We start from the raw sequence: 19,823 nt of genomic DNA, 5'->3' as shown, positions 1-19,823 counted from the left end.
GCCCATGTTAGTCTACGCGGCTTGTTCGTTCGTGTTGAGGAACCACCATGTCGCCGCCGCTTCGTTCGTTGTATCCCGAGATCGAGCCGTTTGACAGCGGCATGCTCAAGGTCTCCGGACTGCACACCTTGTACTACGAGCAGAGCGGCAATCCGACCGGCAAGCCGGTGGTGTTCCTGCATGGCGGCCCGGGCGGTGGCACCAATGCGAAGTGCCGGCGTTTCTTCGACCCGGCGGTCTACCGCATCGTGCTGTTCGACCAGCGTGGCTGCGGCAAGTCCACCCCACATGCGGAACTGACCGACAACACCACCTGGGACCTGGTCGCCGACATCGAGCGCCTGCGCGGGCACCTGGCAATCGACCGCTGGCAGGTGTTCGGTGGCTCGTGGGGCTCCACGCTGGCGCTGGCGTATGCGCAGACGCATCCGGACAAGGTGACCGAGCTGGTGCTGCGCGGCATCTTCATGCTGCGCCGCTGGGAACTGGAGTGGTTCTACCAGAAGGGTTGCGACGCGCTGTACCCGGATGCCTGGGAGACCTACATCAACGCGATTCCGGAAGTCGAACGTGGTGACCTGATGAGCGCCTACCATCGACGCCTGACCAGCGCCGACGCAAAAACGCGTACCGATGCCGCGCGTGCGTGGTCAGTGTGGGAAGGCGCCACCAGTTTCCTGTGGCAGGATCCCGCACATATCGAATCCAGCGCCGAAGACGAGTTCGCGTTGGCATTTGCGCGCATCGAATGCCACTACTTCGTCAACGGCGGCTTCTTCGCACATGACGATCAGTTGCGGCGCAACGTGGATCGCATTCGCGACATTCCGGCGGTGATCGTGCAGGGCCGCTACGACGTGGTCTGTCCGCTGCGCAGCGCATGGGATCTGCATCGTGCGTGGCCCGAGGCCGATCTGCGCATCGTGCAGGATGCCGGGCATTCGGCATTCGAGCCGGGCATCCTGCACGAGCTGGTGGAAGCCACGGATCGTTTCGGTCACTGAGTTTTTGAAGCCGCTCCGGCAAGAGCGGCTTTCTGTCTCAGTCGTTAGCCGGCAGTTGCTTGGTGCCGAAAATCTTGTCGCCGGCGTCGCCCAGGCCAGGCAGGATGTAGCCGTGTTCGTTCAGGCGCTCATCGATCGAGGCGGTGTAGATCTCGATATCCGGATGCGCCGACTCGATGCGCTTGAGACCTTCCGGCGCGGCGACCAGGAACAGTCCCTTGATGCGTTTGCAGCCGGCGGCTTTCAGCATGTCGACGGCGGCGATCAGGGTGCCGGCGGTGGCCAGCATCGGGTCGACGATCAGCGCGATGCGCTCGTCCATGCGGCCACTGAGCTTTTCGTAATAGGCGATGGGTTTCAGCGTCTGCTCGTCACGCTGCACGCCGACGACGCTGACCTTGGCCGAAGGGATCATGTCGAGCACGCCAGGCAGCATGCCGAGGCCGGCACGCAGGATCGGTACGATGGTGATCTTCTTGCCCTTGATCCGGTGCACCTGCAGCGGTCCGGCCCAGCCGTCGATCTGTTCCTCGACGGTTTCCAGGTCCTTGGTGGCCTCGTAGGTCAGCAGCGCGGCGACCTCGGAGGCCAGCTCGCGGAACTCCTTGGTGCTGATGCCGGCACGGCGCATCAGGCCGAGCTTGTGCTGGATCAGCGGATGGCGGACTTCGGTGATTTTCATGCGGATCGTGACCGACTGGGGTGATGCAGGCGCTCCCGATGCGAAAAGGGCGCCGCCGAAACGGCAGCGCCCTTGGATCGGAGCAGATTCCGGATGCCGCGCGAGCGTCAGCTACCGGTCTTCATGCAGGCGCTGACAGCACTCTTGTAGTCGGCGCCCTTCTTGCCGGCGTTGTCGTGGTTGCACTTGGCCATGCGCTGCTGCGAGGTCAATTTCTGCGGGGCCGCAGTCGACGCGCTGGCCGCAGGAGCGCTGTCGCCTTTCATGCATGCACTTACGGAGCTCTTGTAGTCGGCGCCGGTCTTGCCCTTGGATGCCTTGCTGCAGTCCGACATCTTCTGCTGGGACGAAGTGAGCGTCTTGCCAGCGGCGGCGGTGCTCTGCGGCGCGGCGAAGGCGGCGGTGGTGGCGAAGGCCAGGACGGCGCTGGCGGCAAGCAGGCTGAGACGCATGGACATGATGCTTCCTCCCGAAGTGGTGGCCGGCGGTTGTGCCGGCCGGGGCAGTCTATGCCATGCGCATGGCGGGGCGGAAGATGCCCGCACACGGCCATGCATCCGCGCTTCAGGGTCTGAGCTTTGGTGATCCGCGCGCCCCATCCAGCGATCTGGCCGGGGCGCGGGTGGCTTCAGGCTGCACGGACTTCGGCTCGGCGCGGGCCTTCCAGCAATGCCTTGCGCACATGCGCCACGACCAGGTCGATTTCGGCGCTGGTGACATTGAAGTGCGGGGTGAAGCGCAGCGAGTTGACGCCGCCGTGGATCACGCCGACGCCATGCTCGCGCATGTATTCCTCGGTGGAGCCGGCGCCGTAGCACTTGTATTCCGGTGCCAGTTCGCAGGAGAACAGCAGGCCGGTGCCCTGCACCTTGGTGATCATGCCGCCGAGTTCGTTCTTCAGCGCGTTGAGCTTGTCGACGAATTCCTTGCCGCGCTCGCGGATGTTGTTGCGTACTTCGTCGGTCAGTTCACCCAGCGTGGCCAGGGCCACATCCAGCGCGCGCGGGTTCGCGGTCATGGTGTTGCCGTAGATGCCCTTGCGGTACAGGCCGGCAGTGCGGGCGCTGACCGCCAGCACCGACAGCGGGTACTGGCCGGCGTTGAGCGCCTTGGAGAAGGTCTCCATGTCCGGCGCCGGCAGCTTCTCGAAGCCGGGGTAGTCGGTGATCGACAGCACGCCATGTGCGCGCAGGCCAGCCTGGATCGAGTCGATCAGCAGCAGGGTTCCGTGGGCTTCGGTCAGCGCGCGCGCCGCCTTGTAGAACTCGGGCGTGACCGCGCGACCTGGATCGCCTTCCCCCATCACCGGCTCCAGGAACATCGCCTCGATGAACCAGCCGTGCTTGTCGGCGTCGGCGAATACGGCTTCCAGCTGCGCGATGTCATACGGCGCAATGGTCAGCACACTGTCTTCATGGCGGTAGCTGGCCAGATGCTGCTGGTAAGTCTTGCGGCTGGAATCGGAATACAGCGCCGGCTTGTCGGTGCGGCCGTGGAAGGCGCCCTTCACGGCGAGTCGCTTGATCGTGCGGCCGGCATAGCGGGCGCCGGCATCGGTCATCAGCTTGGCATTGACATCGGCGATGCGACAGGCCAGCGAGACCGACTCGGAACCGGAGTTCAGACACAGATAATTCGTATACGGGCTGCCGCCGCGGGTGCGGCCCAGCTCCTTGTTGAGCGCAGCAGTAAAGCGCAACTGCGACACGCTGGGCGCCATCACATTGGCCATCACCTGCGGACGGCTCAGCGCTTCGAGGATCGCCGGATCGTTGTGGCCGAAGCCGAGCATGCCGTAGCCGCCGTTGTCGTGCACCACGGCACCCTTCAGGGTGACGATCCACGGGCCGCGCGCAGCCGCTGCAAGATACGGGTTGATCGCATCGTCCGGGTAGAAGTTGACGAAGCCGGCCTGGACCTGGGCCAGTTGCTCGGTTTCATCGAGCTTGAGGAAATCACCCATACCAGCCGCGGCCAGATCGGCGCGCAGCTCACTATGGCGTGCCACGGCTTCGGTGATCGCCTGGGCCAGCATGGGATCGTTCGCAGCCATGCGCTCGATGCTGGTGTCATCCAGACCGACGGTCCGCGGTTTGCCGCCAAAATCGCGCAATTCGCGCAGCTGGTTGATCACACCCATGATGAATCCTCCGTAGCTCCGTCAGTTGGCATGCAGTACCGGACTGGCGGACATTAGTGAATGCGTGACGGGAAACGCAGGCAAGAGGCGCTTCCTCAATGTTTTCAGACGTTTCGTACCGTCATGGCAGTACCTGCCAGGCGGTTTTATCCCTCACAGGATACCTTGCGGCGCCAGCGGCCGTAACCCCGTGCCAATGCCGCGGGTGACGGCTGTCACCCCCGATGACTGACGCCAGCGACTGCCTGTCGTACCGGGTCCCGCGCAGGATAGGTGGCACTGGAGGAGTTCCCATGCCGCATTCCCCTGATTCACATACCCGTGATCCGATTGCCCGCCTCGGCGGTGCCGTCAAACGCTATGGCCCACTCACTGCACTGGATGGCGCCGACCTGTGCCTGCAGCGTGGCGAGCTGCTCGCGCTGCTCGGTCCCAACGGCGCCGGCAAGACCACCGCCATCGGCCTGTTGCTGGGGCTGATCCGTGCCGATGCCGGCGCGGTCGAACTGTTTGGCCAGGACCCGCAGCGAATCGAGGCACGCCGGCGCATCGGCGTGATGCTGCAGAACGCCGAACTGCCGGCAACGCTGCGGGTAGGCGAATTGCTGCGGCTGACCGCCAGCTATTACCCGGCGCCGCGCACCCTGGCGGAAACCGCCGAACTGGCCGGCATCGCCGATCTGCTCAAGCGCCCCTACGCGAAACTTTCGGGTGGTCAGCAGCGGCGTGTGCAATTTGCCTTGGCGTTGTGCGGCCGGCCCGAGCTGCTGTTCCTGGACGAGCCCACCGTGGGCATGGATATCGAGGCGCGGCAGAAACTGTGGGCGGCGATCCGTCAGCTGCTAGCCGAAGGCTGCGCAGTGCTGCTGACCACGCATTACCTGGAAGAGGCCGAGGCGCTGGCCGACCGTGTCTGTGTGATGGCGCATGGCCGAATGATCCACGAAGGCACGGTTGACGAGTTGCGCGCACGGGTGGCGATGAAGCGCATCCGCTGCCTGAGCGCGTTGCCGGTCGACACCGTGCGTAGCTGGCCTGAGGTCGGCCAGGTGCATCGGGACGGCGAGCGCCTGCATATCGGCACTGCCGAGGCCGAGGTCGTGGTTCGCAGATTGCTCGACGCCGACCGCCACCTGTGTGAACTGGAAGTGCATCGTGCGGGCCTGGCCGAGGCATTCACCGAACTCACCCGCGATGCCGACGAGGCATCGGACACCGACCAGCGCGAGGCTGCCTGAAATGGAAACCGTCATGTCTGTCACAGAACTGGGAACGACGAGCGTCATGCCACGCAGTCGCGTCATTGGCGCCTATCTGGAAGAGGCGCGCAGCGAGTGCTTGCGCTACATGCGTGCACCAAGCTTCATGTTGCCGATCATGCTGTTTCCGGCGATGTTCTACTTGCTGTTCGGGGTGCTGATGGCCAAGTCGAATGGCCCCGATGCAGCCCGTTATCTGCTGGCCAGTTACGGCGTATTCGGCGTGATGAGTCCAGGCCTGTTCGGTTTCGGCGTGTCACTGGCGCTGGAGCGTGACGGTGGCCTGCTGACGTTCAAGCGCGCATTGCCGATGCCGCCAGGTGCCTATCTGTTGGGCAAGATGCTGATGGCGATGGCTGCTGCCACCGTGGTCATCCTGTTGCTGCTGGCCATGGCAACGCTGCTGGGGCATGTGACGCTGAGCCTGTCCCAGGTGGGTGCCTTGTTAATCACGGGCGCACTCGGTGTACTGCCGTTCTGTGCGCTGGGCATGTTTGTCGGCACGTTGATCAAGGGTCAGGGCGCGCCCGGCATGCTGCAGCTGATCTATCTGCCGATGTCGTTCATGTCCGGCCTGTGGTTTCCGCTGCCGATGCTGCCGAAGTTCCTGCAACAGATCGCGCCGCTGTGGCCGAGCTATCACCTCGATCAATTGGCGCTTGCCGCGGTGGGCATGCGGCAGGGGACGTTGCTGCCGCATGTACTGACCTTGTTCGGAATCACCGCGGCGTTCCTTTTGCTGGCCGCACGGCGCCTGCGTCGGCACGGTTGAAGTAGCATGCTGTCCAAACCGATCCATCAGCGGAAAGCTGCGCCATGATCCCTGACTTCATTGCCCGATGGTTCACGCCGGCGCCCGATTCCGGCGTAGCTGACGACCTTCGCCGGGGCAAGTCGCCGTGGGCCGACAGCGTGCACTTGTTGTGGTCGTTCTGGATCTTCATCACGCCGTTGTTCGACCGTGGCTTGAACGGCTACACCAGAACCTGGCTGCTGTGCACGCTGGGCTCGTACCCGGTATTTCTGCTGCTGTTCGCCAAGATCCAGCTGGCTTCCCGTCGGACGGCGCATTTGTATGCGTGGGGTATGGCAGTCCTGTGTTTCAGCTTGCTGCGCTGGTATCCGAGTGGCCTCAGCTATTTCGTTTATGCCTGTGTGATGCTGGGCCATTGCGACATACGCCGGTTTCGCAACTATGCGATCCAGGTGCTGCTGCTGAACGCGGCCTACGTGGCGCTGGCCTGGTGGATTGGCTTTCCGCAGGCACTGCTGGTGATCATGCCGGCCACCGTCTTCGTCATCTGCACGATTGTCGCCGTCGAGCACATGAACCAGGAGAAGAATGCTGCACTCGGTCTTTCGCATGAGGAGGTGCGTCGGCTCGCCGCGACGGCGGAGCGCGAGCGGATCGGGCGCGACTTGCACGATCTGCTGGGGCATACGCTGTCACTGATCACCTTGAAACTGGAGTTGTCGCGCAAATTGTTCGATCGCGATGTCCAGGCGGCAAGGCGCGAAGTGGAGGAGGCCGAGAAGGTTGCACGCCACGCGCTGGCCGAGGTGCGCAGTGCCGTCACCGGCATCCGTGCCGCCGATCTGGCGGCCGAACTGGCGGCGGCCCGACTGCTGCTGGAATCCTCGCGAGTACATCTGGACTATGGCCTGCCACCATCCGATCTGCCGTGTGACATTGAACGTGGCCTGTCGCTGGTATTGCGCGAGGCAGCCACCAACATCGCTCGTCATGCCGATGCCAGTCGCGCGCAGGTCGAGTGGGTCCGCGATCATGCCAGTGTGCGCATGCAGATCATCGACAACGGCCGCGGTGGCATCGACAACGAAGGCAATGGATTGTGCGGCATGCGCGAGCGTGTGCGTGCGCTGGGTGGCACGTTGGCGATCGAATCGTCGCGTGGTGAGGGAACCCGGTTGAAGGTGGCTGTACCGGTGCCGATTCTGCGGCTCGTCGATACGTCATCCATGCCATCAAGCATGACCATCAATGAAGTATTGACCACAACCGTTTCCGGACAGCCAGCTGCATGAAAAGCTCACTATCGTTGACCATACACATGACAGCTTCAGCGCCTTGCGACGGGCGCATGAGGAGCGTCGCATGATCCGCATCTTGCTGGCTGAGGATCAGGCGATGGTGCGCGGTGCGCTGTCGGCACTGCTCAGCCTGGAGTCGGATATCGAAGTGCTTGGTTCGGCTGCCGATGGTGAGGCCGCATGGCGCGAGCTGCAGCGACTGAAACCCGACGTGCTGGTTACCGATATCGAGATGCCCGGTCTGACCGGGCTGGAGCTGGCGCAGCGCATCCAGCGACAGGAGCTGCCGATCAAGGTCGTCATCGTCACCACATTTGCGCGTCCCGGTTTCCTGCGCCGCGCGCTGGATGCTGGCGTGTCCGGCTATTTGCTGAAGGATGCGCCGGCGGAAAATCTTGCCGAAGCGTTACGCACCGTGCATCGCGGTGGCCGTGCGATCGACCCGCAACTGGCGCTGGAAGCATGGTCGGAAGCTGACCCGCTGAACGATCGCGAACGCCAGGTATTGCGGCTGGCCGGCGAAGGCCAGTCTGCCGGCGATATTGCCGCACAACTGAACCTGTCACATGGCACCGTGCGCAATTATCTTTCCGAGGTGATCGGTAAACTCGGTGTTGCCAATCGCATCGAGGCGTATCGGTTGGCGCGGCAAAAGGGCTGGTTATAGGAATTTTGCCAAGCATTAATAAAATGCTTGCACCAGATAATCAATGCGCGTATTGTTCGCGCCTTCGCCATCCCGGCGATAATCCGATGAAGAAATTTTCCATGTCCTTCTGCCCCGTCAACTTGAACAAGCCATATACATCGCGCAAAGGCCGCGATGCAGGCCTGTTCATGCGCGATGAAAGGCACGACTTGGCAACCGTTTTCCAATAATCGACTGATCCCTTTGGGAGATCGGTCACCCCGATCTCCCGAGGCAACGCGAACGCCCTCGGGTCGCCACACCCGGGGGCGTTTTGTTTTTGGCGTTTGCAAGGGATACCCATGTATCGAACCAATTTTGCGGAATTCGTTTCGCCCTGAAGCATCCGGTTGTTCGCAACTGAAGCAGGGGCGCGGCTGCGACAGGCGCAAGTGCGCTGCGTCCCGGTGCTTCGACGCGGGCTGTGCGGGAAACGGGTACCAACAGATCGGGCATCAATGCCCACATCTATTGCCGGTTGGCAGCAGCCGGCAATCAGGAGCATCGAACCAACAGGCTCCAGCGGTATGGGCTCAAGCCCATCCGGTGCGCACGGCTTTGCCGGCGGCGTATGCCGGGGCCTGGAAGGCGGTGTTCCACAACGATGACGTTAGCTCAGCGGTAGAGCAGCAGGTTCGCAGCCTGCAGGTCGCCGGTTCGAATCCGGTACGTCAACCACTGGATAGCTCAGATGGGTAGAGCATCGGACTGTTAATCCGAGTGTCGCGGGTTCGACTCCCGCTCCAAACCATGACCTGTCACGTCATGACCAGGAACGAAAGTTCCGACCAGGAAACGCTTCGTGCGGTGCGCGACATGCGAGCCAGGATGGCGGTGTGTCACGCAACGCAGCGGTGGCGGGGCCGGGCCTACGTCCCGAAGTCGGGCGATCGGGTGTCGAGAGGAGTGCCTTGCGGAGCAGTGCAGGTATTCAGCGAGATATTCGATTCCCTATCAAGGCACGCTGGCTTCGCCCCATTATCGTCAAGAGGCGTTTCCGCCTTATTTGTTTGAATCGATGCATCGGGTTTCGAGTGCGCTGATTATCCCGCGAGGGAGGGTCTTTTGCGGCCCGATTATCTGAATGGACGAAGAGCATCGTAATGATCCGGCGGTGCATCCGGATTAATTGACGGATCAAACCAGGATTAATAAAAGGAGTATCACCATGTTCTGGATCAAGCAAGTCGTGATCGGCGACGGCGAGCGCGGCTTGCTGTATCGCAACCGTCGTTTCCAGCAGGTATTGTCAGCGGGCGTGTACCGCTACATCGACCCGCGCGGCCGCATGGCCGTCAGCGTGCACAACCTGGCAAAGCCGGAGTACGTCGGTGCGGATGCCGAGGTGCTGATGGCGCAGTTGGACGGCGAGCTGGCCGATTGCTTCACCGTGGCCGACATCGGCACGCAGCAGGTCGGTCTGGTGCTGAAGAACGGCAAACTGGAGGACGTGCTCGCGCCGGGTACCCGCAAGCTGTACTGGAAGGGTCTGGTGCCGATCGAGGTGCAGGCGGTGTCGCTGGTCGACACGCTGGAAATCGATGCACGTGTGGCCAGCCGTCTGCGCCAGCTTGGCGTGCTCGGCAAGGTCGCGGTAACTGTGGACGTGCCGGTGGAGTCGGCGGGCCTGTTGTTCGTCGACAACAAGCTGGTCCGCACGCTGGCCCCGGGTGCCTACGCGTTCTGGAATTTCCAGAAGAACGTGGCGGCCGAGGTGATCGAACTGCGCGTGCAGTCGCTGGAGGTGTCGGGTCAGGAACTGCTGACCCGCGACAAGGTGAGTCTGCGCGTGAACCTGGCCGCCAGCCTGCGCGTGACCGACCCGGTCGCCGCGCGTACCAAGGTGGCCAAGTACGGCGACTACCTCTATCGCGAGCTGCAGTACGGCCTGCGCAAGGCGGTGTCCGGCAAGACGCTGGACGAGTTGCTGGGTGACAAGGCGTCGCTGGATGCGGACATCTTCGCGTATGTGCGTGGCCGCGTCAGCGAACTGGGCCTGGAGGTGCTCGGTGTCGGTGTGAAGGACGTGATCCTGCCGGGCGAGATGAAGGAGATCCTCAACAGCGTGGTGCAGGCAGAAAAGGCAGCCCAGGCCAACGTGATCCGCCGGCGCGAGGAGGCGAACGCCACGCGTTCGCTGCTCAACACCGCGCGCCTGATCGAGGAGAGCCCGACGCTGATGCGCCTGAAGGAGCTGGAGGCTTTGGAGAAGGTCACCGAGAAGATCGACAAGCTGACCGTGTTCGGCGGCCTGGACGGCGTGCTGAACCAGTTGGTCAGCCTGAAGCAGTAACCATGTGGCGAGCGCACGGACGCGATCGCCACGATCCCAATGCAAGGAAGGAAACATGAGTACCTCAAACTACGAATTGCTGCATGCCGAAGGCAGTGCCACGCCAATCAAGGGCTGGGTGCACGGCGTGCCGCTGGAAGATTCCGCGAAGGAGCAACTGCGCAACATCGCCGCGTTGCCGTTCGTCGGCCCTTGGGTTGCGGTGATGCCGGACGTGCATCTGGGCAAGGGCGCCACCGTCGGTTCGGTGGTGCCCACGCGCGGCGCGATCATCCCTGCTGCGGTCGGCGTCGATATCGGCTGCGGCATGGCCGCGGTGCGCACCACGCTGCGCGCGAACGACCTGCCGGACAACCTGGCGCAACTGCGCTCAAGCATCGAGCGCGGCGTGCCGGTCGGCAACGGTCGCGGCGGCGACCATCGTCAACTGCCGGACAGCATCGAAACGTGCCTGGCCGAATCGGGACTGGTCGCGCGGCTGGATGCGATCAAGGCCAAGCATCGCAAGATCCGCACCGACAAGCTGGACAAGCAGATCGGCACGCTCGGTGGCGGTAACCACTTCATCGAGGTTTGCCTGGATGAATCGGATGCCGTGTGGGTGATGCTGCACTCGGGCTCGCGCGGAACCGGCAACCTGATCGGCAGCTACTTCATCGAGCGTGCCCGCGAAGAACTGGCGCATCGCGTGCTCGGTTTCCATCTGCCGGACAGGGATCTGGCCTTCTTCATGGAGGGCGAGCCGCTTTTCGACGATTATGTGGAGGCGGTGTCCTGGGCGCAGGATTACGCCCGCGCCAACCGCGAGGCGATGATGGCGCGGGTGTTGGCGGACATGCGCCACCGCTTGCCGAAGTTCCAGCTGGAGAAGCTGGCGGTGAACTGCCATCACAACTACGTGCAACGCGAGACGCATCATGGCGAATCACTGCTGGTCACCCGCAAGGGCGCAGTCAGCGCACGCGAGGGCGAGCTGGGCATCATCCCGGGCAGCATGGGCACGTGCAGCTACATCGTGCGCGGCAAGGGCAACCCGGACAGCTTCCATAGCTGCAGCCACGGTGCCGGCCGCGTGATGAGCCGTACCGCGGCGCGCCAGCAGATCACCCTGGCGCAGCACCGCGAGGCCACCGCGCACGTCGAATGCCGCAAGGACGCGGCGGTGATCGACGAGTCGCCGGCGGCGTACAAGTCGATCGACGCGGTGATGGCTGCGCAGTCCGACCTGGTCGAGGTGGTGCACACGTTGCGTCAGGTGTTGTGCGTCAAGGGCTGAGCGGAAAAATCCGCATGTCTGCATGAGTTGGGCGCCGTTCCGCGAGGGGCGGCGCTTTTTTGTGGGCGTGCCCCGGCGCGCCGGCTGCGGGATAATGCCCCGTTGCCCGCTCGCTGGCGGGCGTTGGCCGAGTCTCCCTTGAAGAAGTCCGATTTCGATTTTGAACTGCCGCCCGAGCTGATCGCGCAGGCGCCGTTGGCCGAGCGTTCGGCCAGCCGGATGCTGCTGCTCGATGTGCCGGCGCAGGCGCGGCAGGACCGCATGTTCCGCGAGCTTCCCGATTTCCTGCGGCCGGGCGATTTGCTGGTATTCAACGACACCCGCGTGCTGCCGGCGCGCCTGTACGGACGCAAGATCAGTGGCGGTGCCGTAGAGATCCTGATCGAGCGGGTCACTGGCGCGCACGAGGCGACCGTGCAGCTTGGTGTCAGCAAGAAGCCCAAGGAAGGAGGCCGGATCGAGCTGGCCGACGGCAGCCATGCCGTGGTGCTGGGGCGCGATGAAGGCTTTTTCCGGTTGCATTTCGAGGCGCCGGAGCCGCTGGAAAAACTGTTGCTCAAGCTCGGCGAGATGCCGCTGCCGCCATATATCGAACGGCACGCCGATGCCAGCGACCTGGAGCGCTACCAGACCGTGTTCGCACGCGAACCGGGTGCGGTGGCGGCGCCTACGGCCGGCCTGCATTTTGATGAGGCCATGCTGGCGACGCTGCGCGAGCGCGGTGTCGAGTTCGGCTACATCACCTTGCATGTCGGCGCCGGCACGTTCCAGCCGGTGCGCGCGGACGATCTGAAGGATCATCGCATGCATCGCGAGTGGCTCAATGTCGGCGCGCACCTGATCGGGCAGATCCGCCGCACGCGCGCCAATGGCGGTCGGGTCATCGCCGTCGGCACCACCGTGGTACGTGCGTTGGAAAGCGCCAGCAAGGATGGCGAGCTGCATCCGTTCGCCGGCGAGACGCAGATCTTCATCTTTCCCGGTTACCGCTTCAGCAGCATCGACGGGCTGCTGACCAACTTCCATCTGCCGCAGTCGACCCTGCTGATGCTGGTGTCGGCGCTGGCCGGGCGCGAGTTCATGCTGGATGCGTATCGGCATGCGGTCGAGCAGGGTTACCGATTTTTCTCGTACGGCGATTCGATGCTGATCCTGCCGCAGGGCGGTTGAGCAGTGGCAGCGGTTAAACTGGGCGGATGACTGCCATGAATTTCGATCTCTTCGCCACCGACGGCGCTGCCCGCCGTGGTCGCCTGACCTTTGCCCGCGGTACGGTGGAAACGCCGGCATTCATGCCGGTGGGCACGTATGGCTCGGTCAAGGCGATGACGCCGCGCGACGTCACCGAGATCGGTGCCGAGATCATCCTCGGCAACACGTTCCACCTGTTTCTGCGGCCCGGGCTGGAGATCGTCGAGAAGTTCGGCGGGCTGCACAAGTTCATCGGCTGGGATAAACCCATACTCACCGACTCGGGTGGTTTCCAGGTGTTCTCGCTGGCGCACAAGCGCAAGATCACCGAGGAAGGCGTGACGTTCGCCTCGCCGGTGGACGGCTCGAAGGTGTTCCTGTCGCCGGAAGTATCGATGCAGATCCAGAAGACGCTGGATTCGGACATCGCGATGATCTTCGACGAGTGCACGCCGTATCCGGCCACCGAGAAGGTGGCCAGCGATTCGATGGAGCTCTCGCTGCGCTGGGCCGAGCGCTCACGCCGGGCGTTTGACGATCTGCAACGTGTCGATTCAAGGCCGCCGAATGCGCTGTTCGGCATCGTGCAGGGCAGCGTGTACGAGAACCTGCGTCAGCGCTCCGCGGCAGGGCTGGTGAACATCGGCTTCGACGGCTATGCAGTTGGCGGCCTGGCAGTCGGTGAGCCGGAGGCCGAGCGCAACCACGCGCTGGATTTCACGGTGCCGCTGCTGCCGGTCGACAAGCCGCGCTACCTGATGGGCGTGGGGCGGCCGGAAGACATCGTCGAAGCGGTGCGCCGCGGCATCGACATGTTCGACTGCGTGATGCCGACCCGCAATGCGCGCAACGGCTTCCTGTTCACCGCCGAGGGCACGCTGCGCATCCGCAATGCGAAGTATGCGCTGGACACCCGCGTGATCGAGGAGGGCTGCGACTGCTACGCCTGCAGCAACGGTTTCAGCCGTGCCTACCTTCGTCACCTCGATCGTTGCAACGAGATTCTCGGCAGCCAGCTCGCCACGATCCACAACCTGCGCTACTACCAGCGTCTGATGGCGGGTCTGCGCGAAGCGATTGCCGGCCACGCGCTGGATGCCTTTGTTGCCGGCTTCTACGCGCAGCGGCAATCTGGTGGTGCGGCGTCGTCATGACTGGCCGCCAGTTACGGCGGCATCGTGCAGTGGCAGCAGGCTCGATGGCACAGGGCGGGGCTTGCAACAAGCCCCGGTCGCCCACAGTAGGGAGCTGACGCGCAGTTCCGCGCCCAAGCCAGAGGCTGTCGTGCACGGTTACAGGGGGGCATGGCATAATCGGGGATCTTTTAGCGGGCGTTCAGCTGAAATTCCTGCTGGCGCCATAACTTGCGAGACAAATAGATGAGTTTTCCGATCTCTCCGGTGATCGCCCAGGCTGCGGCTGCGCAGCCAGCTGGTGGCGGCATGTTTACGATCATCTTGATGGTGGTGATGTTCGGCGCGATGTATTTGTTGATGATCCGGCCGCAGATGAAGCGTCAGAAAGAGCATCGTGAACTGGTCGCCAGCTTGTCCAAGGGGGATGAGGTGGTCACCAACGGTGGCATCGCCGGGCGTGTGGACGAAGTGGGCGAGACCTTCATCACGGTCGAGATTGCGACCAACGTGAAGGTCAAGGTGCAGAAAGGCTCGGTCCAGCAGGTGCTGCCCAAGGGCTCGCTGAAATCCGTCTGATCGTCTGGTTGCAAGCTGCCGTCCGACTGCTGTCTTGCACGTGACTATTCCTCGATTGTTGTTACCGCTGCGGACTGCCGCGGCTTTGATGGATTCTGGGCATGAGTGATTTTCCCCGCTGGAAATACGCGTTGGTCGCACTGGTGATGCTGTTCGGCATCGTCTATGCGCTGCCGAATGCATTTATCCCGTTGCCGGCCGTGCAGGTCACCGCCAACCGGGATGCGCCACCGATCGATCAATCCGTGCAGCAGAAAGTCACTGCCGCACTGACGGCGCAGCATGTCGTTGCCGGCGAGGTGAGCGTGCAGGGCGATCATCTGCTCGCGACGTTCGCCAATACCGACGTACAGAAGAGCGGTGCCGATGTGATCAAGGCAGCCCTGGGCGACGGTTACACGGTGGCGTTCAAGCTGCAGTCCACCGTGCCGGGCTGGCTGCGCGCGATCGGTGCGCGCTCGATGCCGTTGGGCCTCGACCTGCAGGGTGGTGTGCACTTCCTGATGCAGGTCGACGAGAACGACGTCATCGACAAGCAGGAGAACAGCTATGCGGACGATATCCGCAGCCTGCTGCACGACAAGAGCATCCATTACGAGTCGGTGGCGCGCAATGCCGTGCGTGGCCAGGGTATTGCGGTGATCCTGCGTTCGGCCGATGACCGTACCAAGGCCTCCGATGCGATCGCCAACGAATACACCGACCTGCTGGTGGCAAATGGCCCCAGTACTGGCGACCGCTTCGTGCTCAATGCCACGGTCAAGCCGGAAAAGCTGCGCGACTTGTCGCGCAACACGATCACCCAGAACCTGGGCACACTGCGCAACCGCATCAATGCACTGGGCGTATCCGAGCCGCTGATCCAGCAGCAGGGTGACAGCCGCATCGTGGTCGAGCTGGCTGGTGTGCAGGATCCGGCCGAGGCGAAGCGACTGATCGGTGCCACCGCGACGCTGCAGTACCGCGCGGGCATCGGCCAGCCTGGAGACCCTGCTGCGCAGCAGGCGGCACAAAGCGGCAACATTCCGCCGGACGCCAACCTGTTCTACATGCGCGGCAGCCAGATACCGGTGCTGGTGAGCAAGCGCATCATCGTGACAGGCAACGAGTTGGTGGACGCTGCCTCGGGTGTCGACCAGCAGAGCGGCACGCCGATGGTCAGCGTGACCCTCAACGCGGCTGGCGCGAAGAAGATGGGCGATTTCACCAACGCCAACATCCAGAAGCCGATGGCCGTGGTGTATGTGGAGCGCGTCACCGAGACCAAGATGGTCGACGGCAAGGAAGTGCGCACACCGAAGATCACCGAATCGGTGATCAACGACGCCACCATCCAGGGTGCTTTCAGCAAGCAGTTCCAGACCACGGGTCTGGCCAGCCCCAAGGAAGCATCCGACCTGGCCCTGTTGCTCAAGGGCGGCGCGCTGGCCGCGCCGGTCGATATCGTCGAGGAGCGTGTGATTGGCGCCAGCCTCGGCCAGGACAATATCGACAAGGGCTTCAAGGCAGTGCTGCTGGGCCTGGCGCTGGTGCTGCTGGCCGCGGCGATCTACTACAAGCTGTTTGGCCTGGTCGCCGACATCGCGTTGTTCTTCAACCTGGTGATCCTGCTGGCGGTGATGTCACTGATCGGTGTGACCCTGACCATGCCGGGTGTGGCCGGTATCGTGTTGACCCTGGGTATGGCGATCGACGCGAACGTGCTGATCTGCGAGCGAGTGCGTGAGGAACTGCGCAACGGTTCGACGCCGCATGCGGCGATCCGTGCCGGCTACGAGAAAGCCTGGTCGACCATTCTGGATGCCAACGTCACCCACCTGATCGCCGCACTGGCACTGACCACGATGGGCACCGGTGCGATCAAGGGCTTCGGCGTGACGCTGATGATCGGCATCCTGACCTCGCTGTTCACCTCGGTGACGCTGACTCACGCGTTCACCGCGCTGATCCACGGCCACCGCAAGCTCAAGACGCTGTCGGTCTAAGGAACCACCATGGAAATTTTCAATCACGACAGCAACATCCCGTTTCTCGGGATGCGCAAATACAGCATCGCGATCGCCCTGTTCCTGATGATCGCCTCGATCGTGCTGGTGGCGACCAAGGGCCTAAACTACGGCCTGGATTTCAACGGCGGTGTCTCGCTGGTGGTCGACTACGACCAGCCGGTGCAGATCGCCGATGTGCGCGCGGCACTGACCAAGGGTGGTCTCGACCATGCCGTGGTGCAGAGCCTGGGCGGTACCCGCGAAGTGTCGATCCGCATGCAGCCGAAGGACGATGTGGCGGCGGAACAGGCGTCAGGCGGCAAGGTCAATCTGGATCGCATCTCCGATGACGTGCTCAAGATGCTGCAGGCCACGCGGCAGGATGCGAAGATCAAGAGTCACGAGTTCATCAGCGCGGAAGTCGGTGCGGAATTGCGCAGCGACGGTACTGTGGCGGCCGTGTTCGTGATCCTCGGCATCATGGCCTACCTGTGGATCCGCTTCGAGCGTCGTTTTGCGATTGCCGCGGTGGCGACGGAAATCCACGACGTGCTGGTGACGCTGGGCATCCTGGCGCTGGTGCAGCGCGAGTTCGACATGACCGTGCTGGCCTCCGTGCTGGCGGTGATCGGCTACTCGATCAACGACAAGGTGGTGGTGTTCGACCGTATCCGCGAATTGTTCCGCATGGCACGCAAGGCCGAGCCCGAGGAGATCCTCAACCGCTCGATCAACAACACGCTGTCGCGAACCATCATCACCTCGCTGTTCACCGGCATCACCATGGCCGCCCTGTATTTCTTCGGCGGCCCGGCGGTGCACGGCTTCGCCGTGACGATGCTGATCGGCATCGTGGTCGGCACGCTGTCCTCGATTTTCGTGGCCAGCCCGATCTTGTTGTGGCTCGGTGTGTCGAAGCAGGACCTGATGCCGGTCACCAAGGAAAATCCGGAGTTGGCACGACGTCCCTGAGTGCCATGCAGTCGGTTGCAACTGAATACAAGGCCCGGTCATCCGGGCCTTTCTTTTTGAGTGAACCGATGCGCACGGCGGATGCAGTGAAGCAGATCAGCCGCGCAGGTGGGCATCCAGCTCGGCAAGCTGCTGTGGATTACCCAGGTTCCACCAGGCGCCGTCGTAGCGTTCGCCACCGAGCTGGTGTTCGCGCATGGCCTGTTGATAGATCGGCAGGAGCTTGAAGCGACCCAGTGCACAGTCATGGACGAGTTCTGGACGGTAAACGCCGATGTTGCCGAAGGTCAGGCGCTCACCATCACCGTCCTCGTGCAGACTGCCCTGGCGCAGTACGAAGTCGCCACGCTGATGCCAATCGGGATTGGGCACCATCACCAGATGGGCATTGCCATCAGGCTCGGCTGGAAGTGCGGCGTAGTCGTACTCGCTCCAGATATCGGCACTCACCCCGATGAACGGTTCCGGCCCCAGCAGCGGCAGCGCATTCAGCATGCCGCCGCCGGTTTCCAGTGGCGTCGGGCCTTCGTAGGCATAGCGGATGCGCAGACCCCAGCGCGAGCCGTCGCCTAGCGTGTCGGGGAATTGTTCGGCCAGGTGCGAGGTGTTGATGACCACGTAGTGCACACCGGCGGCAGCCAGCTTTTCCAGATGCCATACGATCAGCGGCTTGCCGCCAACAGGCAGGAGTGGTTTGGCTGTATGGTCGGTCAGCGGCCGCATGCGCTCGCCGAGGCCGGCGGCGAAGATCAACGCATGCTTCATGCAGTCACCGAGCGGCGCAAATCGCGTTCACCCACGCAGCGCTGCAGCAGCATCACGAATTCGGCCAGCTCGGTATAACGGCTGGCCACGTCAATCACGTAGTCGTACACGCGCGGCAGGTCATCGAGATACCCGGGCTTGCCGTCGCGATAGCAAAGGCGGCAGAAGATGCCGAGCACCTTGATGTGACGCTGCAGCCCGATCAGGTCGAACCAGCGCAGGAAGTGCTGGCTGTCGACATCCGCAGCGATCAGGCTCGCAGCTTGCAGGCGTCGCCGGTAGCCTTCGACCCAGGCTTCGACACGCGCGCGATTCCACACGATGTAGCAGTCGCGCAGCAACGAGGCGAGGTCATAGGTGATCGGGCCGTGCAATGCGCCCTGGAAGTCGATGATCCCGGGACTATGACTTGTCGTGATCAGCAGGTTGCGACTGTGGTAATCGCGGTGCACAAAGCAGCGCGGTTGCGCCAGCGCGTTGTGCAGCAGCACGGTGAACGCCGATTCCAGCACATCCCATTCCTCGCACTCGGGCGTGTAGTCGAGATGTCGACGAAGAAACCATTCCGGCATGATCTCCAGTTCGCGCTGCAGGAACGCGTGGTCGTATGGCTGCATGCCGTCCACGTTTGCGTCGCGCTGCATGCGCAGGAGCGCGTCCATCGCGTCGCCGTACAGCGCATCCACCGTATTGTCGTTCAAGGCCGGCAGGTACAACTGTGAACCGAGATCCTCGATCAGCAGGAAGCCTTGCTGCAGATCCTGTGCCTTGACGGCTGGCACGTGCAGGCCAGCGGCGGACAGTCGCGCACCGATCTCCAGCCAGGGCTGCGGATCTTCCTGCGCCGGTGGTGAATCCATCACGATCCAGCTCTGACCCCGATGCTGCGTCCGCCAGTAGCTGCGGAAGCTGGCGTCGGCCGAGGCAGCCTCGATCGTGAGATCGGGGTTGCCGAGGGTCTGGCGTGCCCAGGCAAGGCGGGTGATGGCGCGGTTATTGGAAGGGGTCATGGCTGCTGGTGGAGCGGAAACAGCATGCAGCTTAGCGGCGTGCTTTGCGGTGCGCGAGTCGCAGGGGCGCAGTGGGTACGTCAGGGTAGCGCCGTGCGTCGAGGCAGGAGCGATCAGGCGGAGCGTTTGCGTGAAAGTGTACCGGCAAGCGCCGCAACCAGATCACGCACCAGTTGGCGGTGCGCAGCCGGCAACGCATGGATCGCGTCGACCAGTTCATCCACTTCGTATGAAGCGGGGCCTTCCTTGACGTGCTTGCCGGCGCCGCGACGGGACTCCACTTCACCGAAACCCAGGAGCCCGCGATCGACGCGCAGCCAGTCGGCGAGCACGGTTAGCTTGTCTGGCTGCGGAATGGCTCGTCCGTTCAACCATCGCGAAGCGGTCTGAAAGGTGACGGAAGGGCCGCGGAAACGCGTGTTGAACTGCGTGGCCAGCACTGACGGCCGCGGTTCATACCCCTTTGCCCGCATCGCTGCCGCAAGACGCTTGGAGAATTCCGCTCGGTGATCGCTCATGCCACGGCACGGTACGCGGCGGCCGGGACTACGATTCACCTTGTGAGTTCATTACTATTAACGTTTTACGTTAATTCGGGAGTGTTACGTGGCCAAGTCCTTGCTCGAACAGTTGCCCGAGGTCGTTGTCTGCGGGCGACAGCACGCGAAGAGGACCCTGGAGGGCGAGGCCATCCAGATGCTTTCCGGAATGCTGGTGGAGGACTACGACTACTCGAAGACTGGACAGTCCAAAACCAGGCGGCAACACAGGGTCAAGCTGCGGCCGCGCAC

18 protein-coding genes and 2 tRNA genes are annotated in these 19,823 nt (G+C 63.1%); 14 read left to right on the top strand and 6 right to left on the bottom strand.

Translation table 11 applies throughout. The features are described 5' to 3' along the window. The first annotated feature begins 47 nt into the window (after nucleotides 1-47). Nucleotides 48-1,004: a prolyl aminopeptidase gene (pip, locus tag B0E51_RS11995; protein ID WP_077445140.1), complete on the top strand. Its 957-nt coding sequence runs from the start codon at nucleotides 48-50 to the stop codon at nucleotides 1,002-1,004. Nucleotides 1,005-1,041: 37 nt separating this feature from the next. Here pip and upp read toward each other — a convergent pair whose 3' ends face one another. The 3 genes from upp to B0E51_RS11980 all read right to left on the bottom strand — a co-directional run bounded on the left by upp (nucleotide 1,042) and on the right by B0E51_RS11980 (nucleotide 3,826). Then, nucleotides 1,042-1,686 carry a uracil phosphoribosyltransferase gene (gene upp / locus B0E51_RS11990; protein WP_077445139.1) on the bottom strand — a complete coding sequence of 215 codons (645 nt, stop codon included), beginning with the start codon at nucleotides 1,684-1,686 and terminating at the stop codon, nucleotides 1,042-1,044. A 107-nt stretch (nucleotides 1,687-1,793) separates the two neighbouring features. Beyond that, entirely contained in the window at nucleotides 1,794-2,144 is a 351-nt protein-coding gene (locus B0E51_RS11985; protein WP_077445138.1) for a PsiF family protein, read from the bottom strand. Nucleotides 2,145-2,314: 170 nt separating this feature from the next. After that, a complete protein-coding gene (locus B0E51_RS11980; RefSeq protein WP_077445137.1) occupies nucleotides 2,315-3,826 on the bottom strand; it encodes an aminotransferase class III-fold pyridoxal phosphate-dependent enzyme in 1,512 nt (503 codons plus the stop codon). A gap of 293 nt (nucleotides 3,827-4,119) precedes the next feature. Between B0E51_RS11980 and B0E51_RS11975 the strand changes: the two genes are divergently transcribed. From B0E51_RS11975 to secF, 13 genes are all read left to right on the top strand, one after another. After that, nucleotides 4,120-5,064, top strand: a complete 945-nt coding sequence (locus B0E51_RS11975; RefSeq protein ID WP_077445136.1) for an ABC transporter ATP-binding protein — start codon at nucleotides 4,120-4,122, stop codon at nucleotides 5,062-5,064. Nucleotides 5,065-5,077: 13 nt separating this feature from the next. Then, the gene (locus B0E51_RS11970; protein WP_168172634.1) at nucleotides 5,078-5,857 is read left to right on the top strand and encodes an ABC transporter permease; all 780 of its coding nucleotides are present in this window, start codon (nucleotides 5,078-5,080) and stop codon (nucleotides 5,855-5,857) included. A 44-nt stretch (nucleotides 5,858-5,901) separates the two neighbouring features. Then, nucleotides 5,902-7,131 carry a sensor histidine kinase gene (locus B0E51_RS11965; protein WP_077445134.1) on the top strand — a complete coding sequence of 410 codons (1,230 nt, stop codon included), beginning with the start codon at nucleotides 5,902-5,904 and terminating at the stop codon, nucleotides 7,129-7,131. Nucleotides 7,132-7,201: 70 nt separating this feature from the next. Next, nucleotides 7,202-7,804, top strand: coding sequence for a response regulator transcription factor (locus tag B0E51_RS11960; RefSeq protein ID WP_077445133.1), 603 nt, complete (start codon nucleotides 7,202-7,204; stop codon nucleotides 7,802-7,804). A gap of 626 nt (nucleotides 7,805-8,430) precedes the next feature. Continuing rightward, nucleotides 8,431-8,503 (top strand) — tRNA-Ala (locus tag B0E51_RS11955). Beyond that, nucleotides 8,504-8,576 (top strand) — tRNA-Asn (locus tag B0E51_RS11950). A gap of 417 nt (nucleotides 8,577-8,993) precedes the next feature. After that, on the top strand, nucleotides 8,994-10,118 hold the full coding sequence (locus B0E51_RS11945) for a slipin family protein (RefSeq protein ID WP_077445132.1): 1,125 nt from the start codon (nucleotides 8,994-8,996) through the stop codon (nucleotides 10,116-10,118). 55 nt (nucleotides 10,119-10,173) lie between these two features. Then, complete coding sequence (locus B0E51_RS11940; RefSeq protein WP_077445131.1) at nucleotides 10,174-11,394, top strand: RtcB family protein; 1,221 nt, start codon at nucleotides 10,174-10,176, stop codon at nucleotides 11,392-11,394. 138 nt (nucleotides 11,395-11,532) lie between these two features. Beyond that, on the top strand, nucleotides 11,533-12,564 hold the full coding sequence (queA, locus tag B0E51_RS11935; protein ID WP_077445130.1) for a tRNA preQ1(34) S-adenosylmethionine ribosyltransferase-isomerase QueA: 1,032 nt from the start codon (nucleotides 11,533-11,535) through the stop codon (nucleotides 12,562-12,564). Between the two features lie 26 nt (nucleotides 12,565-12,590). After that, complete coding sequence (gene tgt, locus B0E51_RS11930; RefSeq protein ID WP_077445129.1) at nucleotides 12,591-13,739, top strand: tRNA guanosine(34) transglycosylase Tgt; 1,149 nt, start codon at nucleotides 12,591-12,593, stop codon at nucleotides 13,737-13,739. A gap of 225 nt (nucleotides 13,740-13,964) precedes the next feature. Then, on the top strand, nucleotides 13,965-14,297 hold the full coding sequence (gene yajC / locus B0E51_RS11925; protein ID WP_077445128.1) for a preprotein translocase subunit YajC: 333 nt from the start codon (nucleotides 13,965-13,967) through the stop codon (nucleotides 14,295-14,297). Between the two features lie 101 nt (nucleotides 14,298-14,398). Further along, complete coding sequence (gene secD, locus B0E51_RS11920) at nucleotides 14,399-16,282, top strand: protein translocase subunit SecD (protein ID WP_077445127.1); 1,884 nt, start codon at nucleotides 14,399-14,401, stop codon at nucleotides 16,280-16,282. Nucleotides 16,283-16,291: 9 nt separating this feature from the next. Next, nucleotides 16,292-17,257, top strand: coding sequence for a protein translocase subunit SecF (gene secF, locus B0E51_RS11915; RefSeq protein WP_077445126.1), 966 nt, complete (start codon nucleotides 16,292-16,294; stop codon nucleotides 17,255-17,257). A 96-nt stretch (nucleotides 17,258-17,353) separates the two neighbouring features. Here secF and murU read toward each other — a convergent pair whose 3' ends face one another. The 3 genes from murU to B0E51_RS11900 form a co-directional block, all read right to left on the bottom strand. After that, on the bottom strand, nucleotides 17,354-18,022 hold the full coding sequence (gene murU / locus B0E51_RS11910; protein ID WP_077445125.1) for an N-acetylmuramate alpha-1-phosphate uridylyltransferase MurU: 669 nt from the start codon (nucleotides 18,020-18,022) through the stop codon (nucleotides 17,354-17,356). Further along, entirely contained in the window at nucleotides 18,019-19,032 is a 1,014-nt protein-coding gene (locus B0E51_RS11905; protein ID WP_077445124.1) for a phosphotransferase, read from the bottom strand. The genes murU and B0E51_RS11905 overlap by 4 nt, the downstream gene beginning before the upstream one ends. Before the next feature lie 113 nt (nucleotides 19,033-19,145). Further along, complete coding sequence (locus B0E51_RS11900; RefSeq protein WP_077445123.1) at nucleotides 19,146-19,550, bottom strand: hypothetical protein; 405 nt, start codon at nucleotides 19,548-19,550, stop codon at nucleotides 19,146-19,148. Nucleotides 19,551-19,823 lie beyond the last annotated feature (273 nt).

Origin of the sequence: Rhodanobacter sp. C05, from assembly GCF_002001165.1 — a bacterium.
Classification (GTDB): domain Bacteria; phylum Pseudomonadota; class Gammaproteobacteria; order Xanthomonadales; family Rhodanobacteraceae; genus Rhodanobacter.
Note: the sequence above shows the minus strand (reverse complement) of the source record. Positions and strands in the feature narration are given on the sequence as shown.

Bases quoted from the DNA above. Each gene is read 5' to 3' on its own strand.
- pip (WP_077445140.1), top strand. From the start codon at position 48: ATGTCGCCGCCGCTTCGTTCGTTGTATCCCGAGATCGAGCCGTTTGAC.
- upp (WP_077445139.1), bottom strand. From the start codon at position 1,686: ATGAAAATCACCGAAGTCCGCCATCCGCTGATCCAGCACAAGCTCGGC.
- B0E51_RS11985 (WP_077445138.1), bottom strand. From the start codon at position 2,144: ATGTCCATGCGTCTCAGCCTGCTTGCCGCCAGCGCCGTCCTGGCCTTC.
- B0E51_RS11980 (WP_077445137.1), bottom strand. From the start codon at position 3,826: ATGGGTGTGATCAACCAGCTGCGCGAATTGCGCGATTTTGGCGGCAAA.
- B0E51_RS11975 (WP_077445136.1), top strand. From the start codon at position 4,120: ATGCCGCATTCCCCTGATTCACATACCCGTGATCCGATTGCCCGCCTC.
- B0E51_RS11970 (WP_168172634.1), top strand. From the start codon at position 5,078: ATGTCTGTCACAGAACTGGGAACGACGAGCGTCATGCCACGCAGTCGC.
- B0E51_RS11965 (WP_077445134.1), top strand. From the start codon at position 5,902: ATGATCCCTGACTTCATTGCCCGATGGTTCACGCCGGCGCCCGATTCC.
- B0E51_RS11960 (WP_077445133.1), top strand. From the start codon at position 7,202: ATGATCCGCATCTTGCTGGCTGAGGATCAGGCGATGGTGCGCGGTGCG.
- B0E51_RS11945 (WP_077445132.1), top strand. From the start codon at position 8,994: ATGTTCTGGATCAAGCAAGTCGTGATCGGCGACGGCGAGCGCGGCTTG.
- B0E51_RS11940 (WP_077445131.1), top strand. From the start codon at position 10,174: ATGAGTACCTCAAACTACGAATTGCTGCATGCCGAAGGCAGTGCCACG.
- tgt (WP_077445129.1), top strand. From the start codon at position 12,591: ATGACTGCCATGAATTTCGATCTCTTCGCCACCGACGGCGCTGCCCGC.
- yajC (WP_077445128.1), top strand. From the start codon at position 13,965: ATGAGTTTTCCGATCTCTCCGGTGATCGCCCAGGCTGCGGCTGCGCAG.
- secD (WP_077445127.1), top strand. From the start codon at position 14,399: ATGAGTGATTTTCCCCGCTGGAAATACGCGTTGGTCGCACTGGTGATG.
- secF (WP_077445126.1), top strand. From the start codon at position 16,292: ATGGAAATTTTCAATCACGACAGCAACATCCCGTTTCTCGGGATGCGC.
- murU (WP_077445125.1), bottom strand. From the start codon at position 18,022: ATGAAGCATGCGTTGATCTTCGCCGCCGGCCTCGGCGAGCGCATGCGG.
- B0E51_RS11905 (WP_077445124.1), bottom strand. From the start codon at position 19,032: ATGACCCCTTCCAATAACCGCGCCATCACCCGCCTTGCCTGGGCACGC.
- B0E51_RS11900 (WP_077445123.1), bottom strand. From the start codon at position 19,550: ATGAGCGATCACCGAGCGGAATTCTCCAAGCGTCTTGCGGCAGCGATG.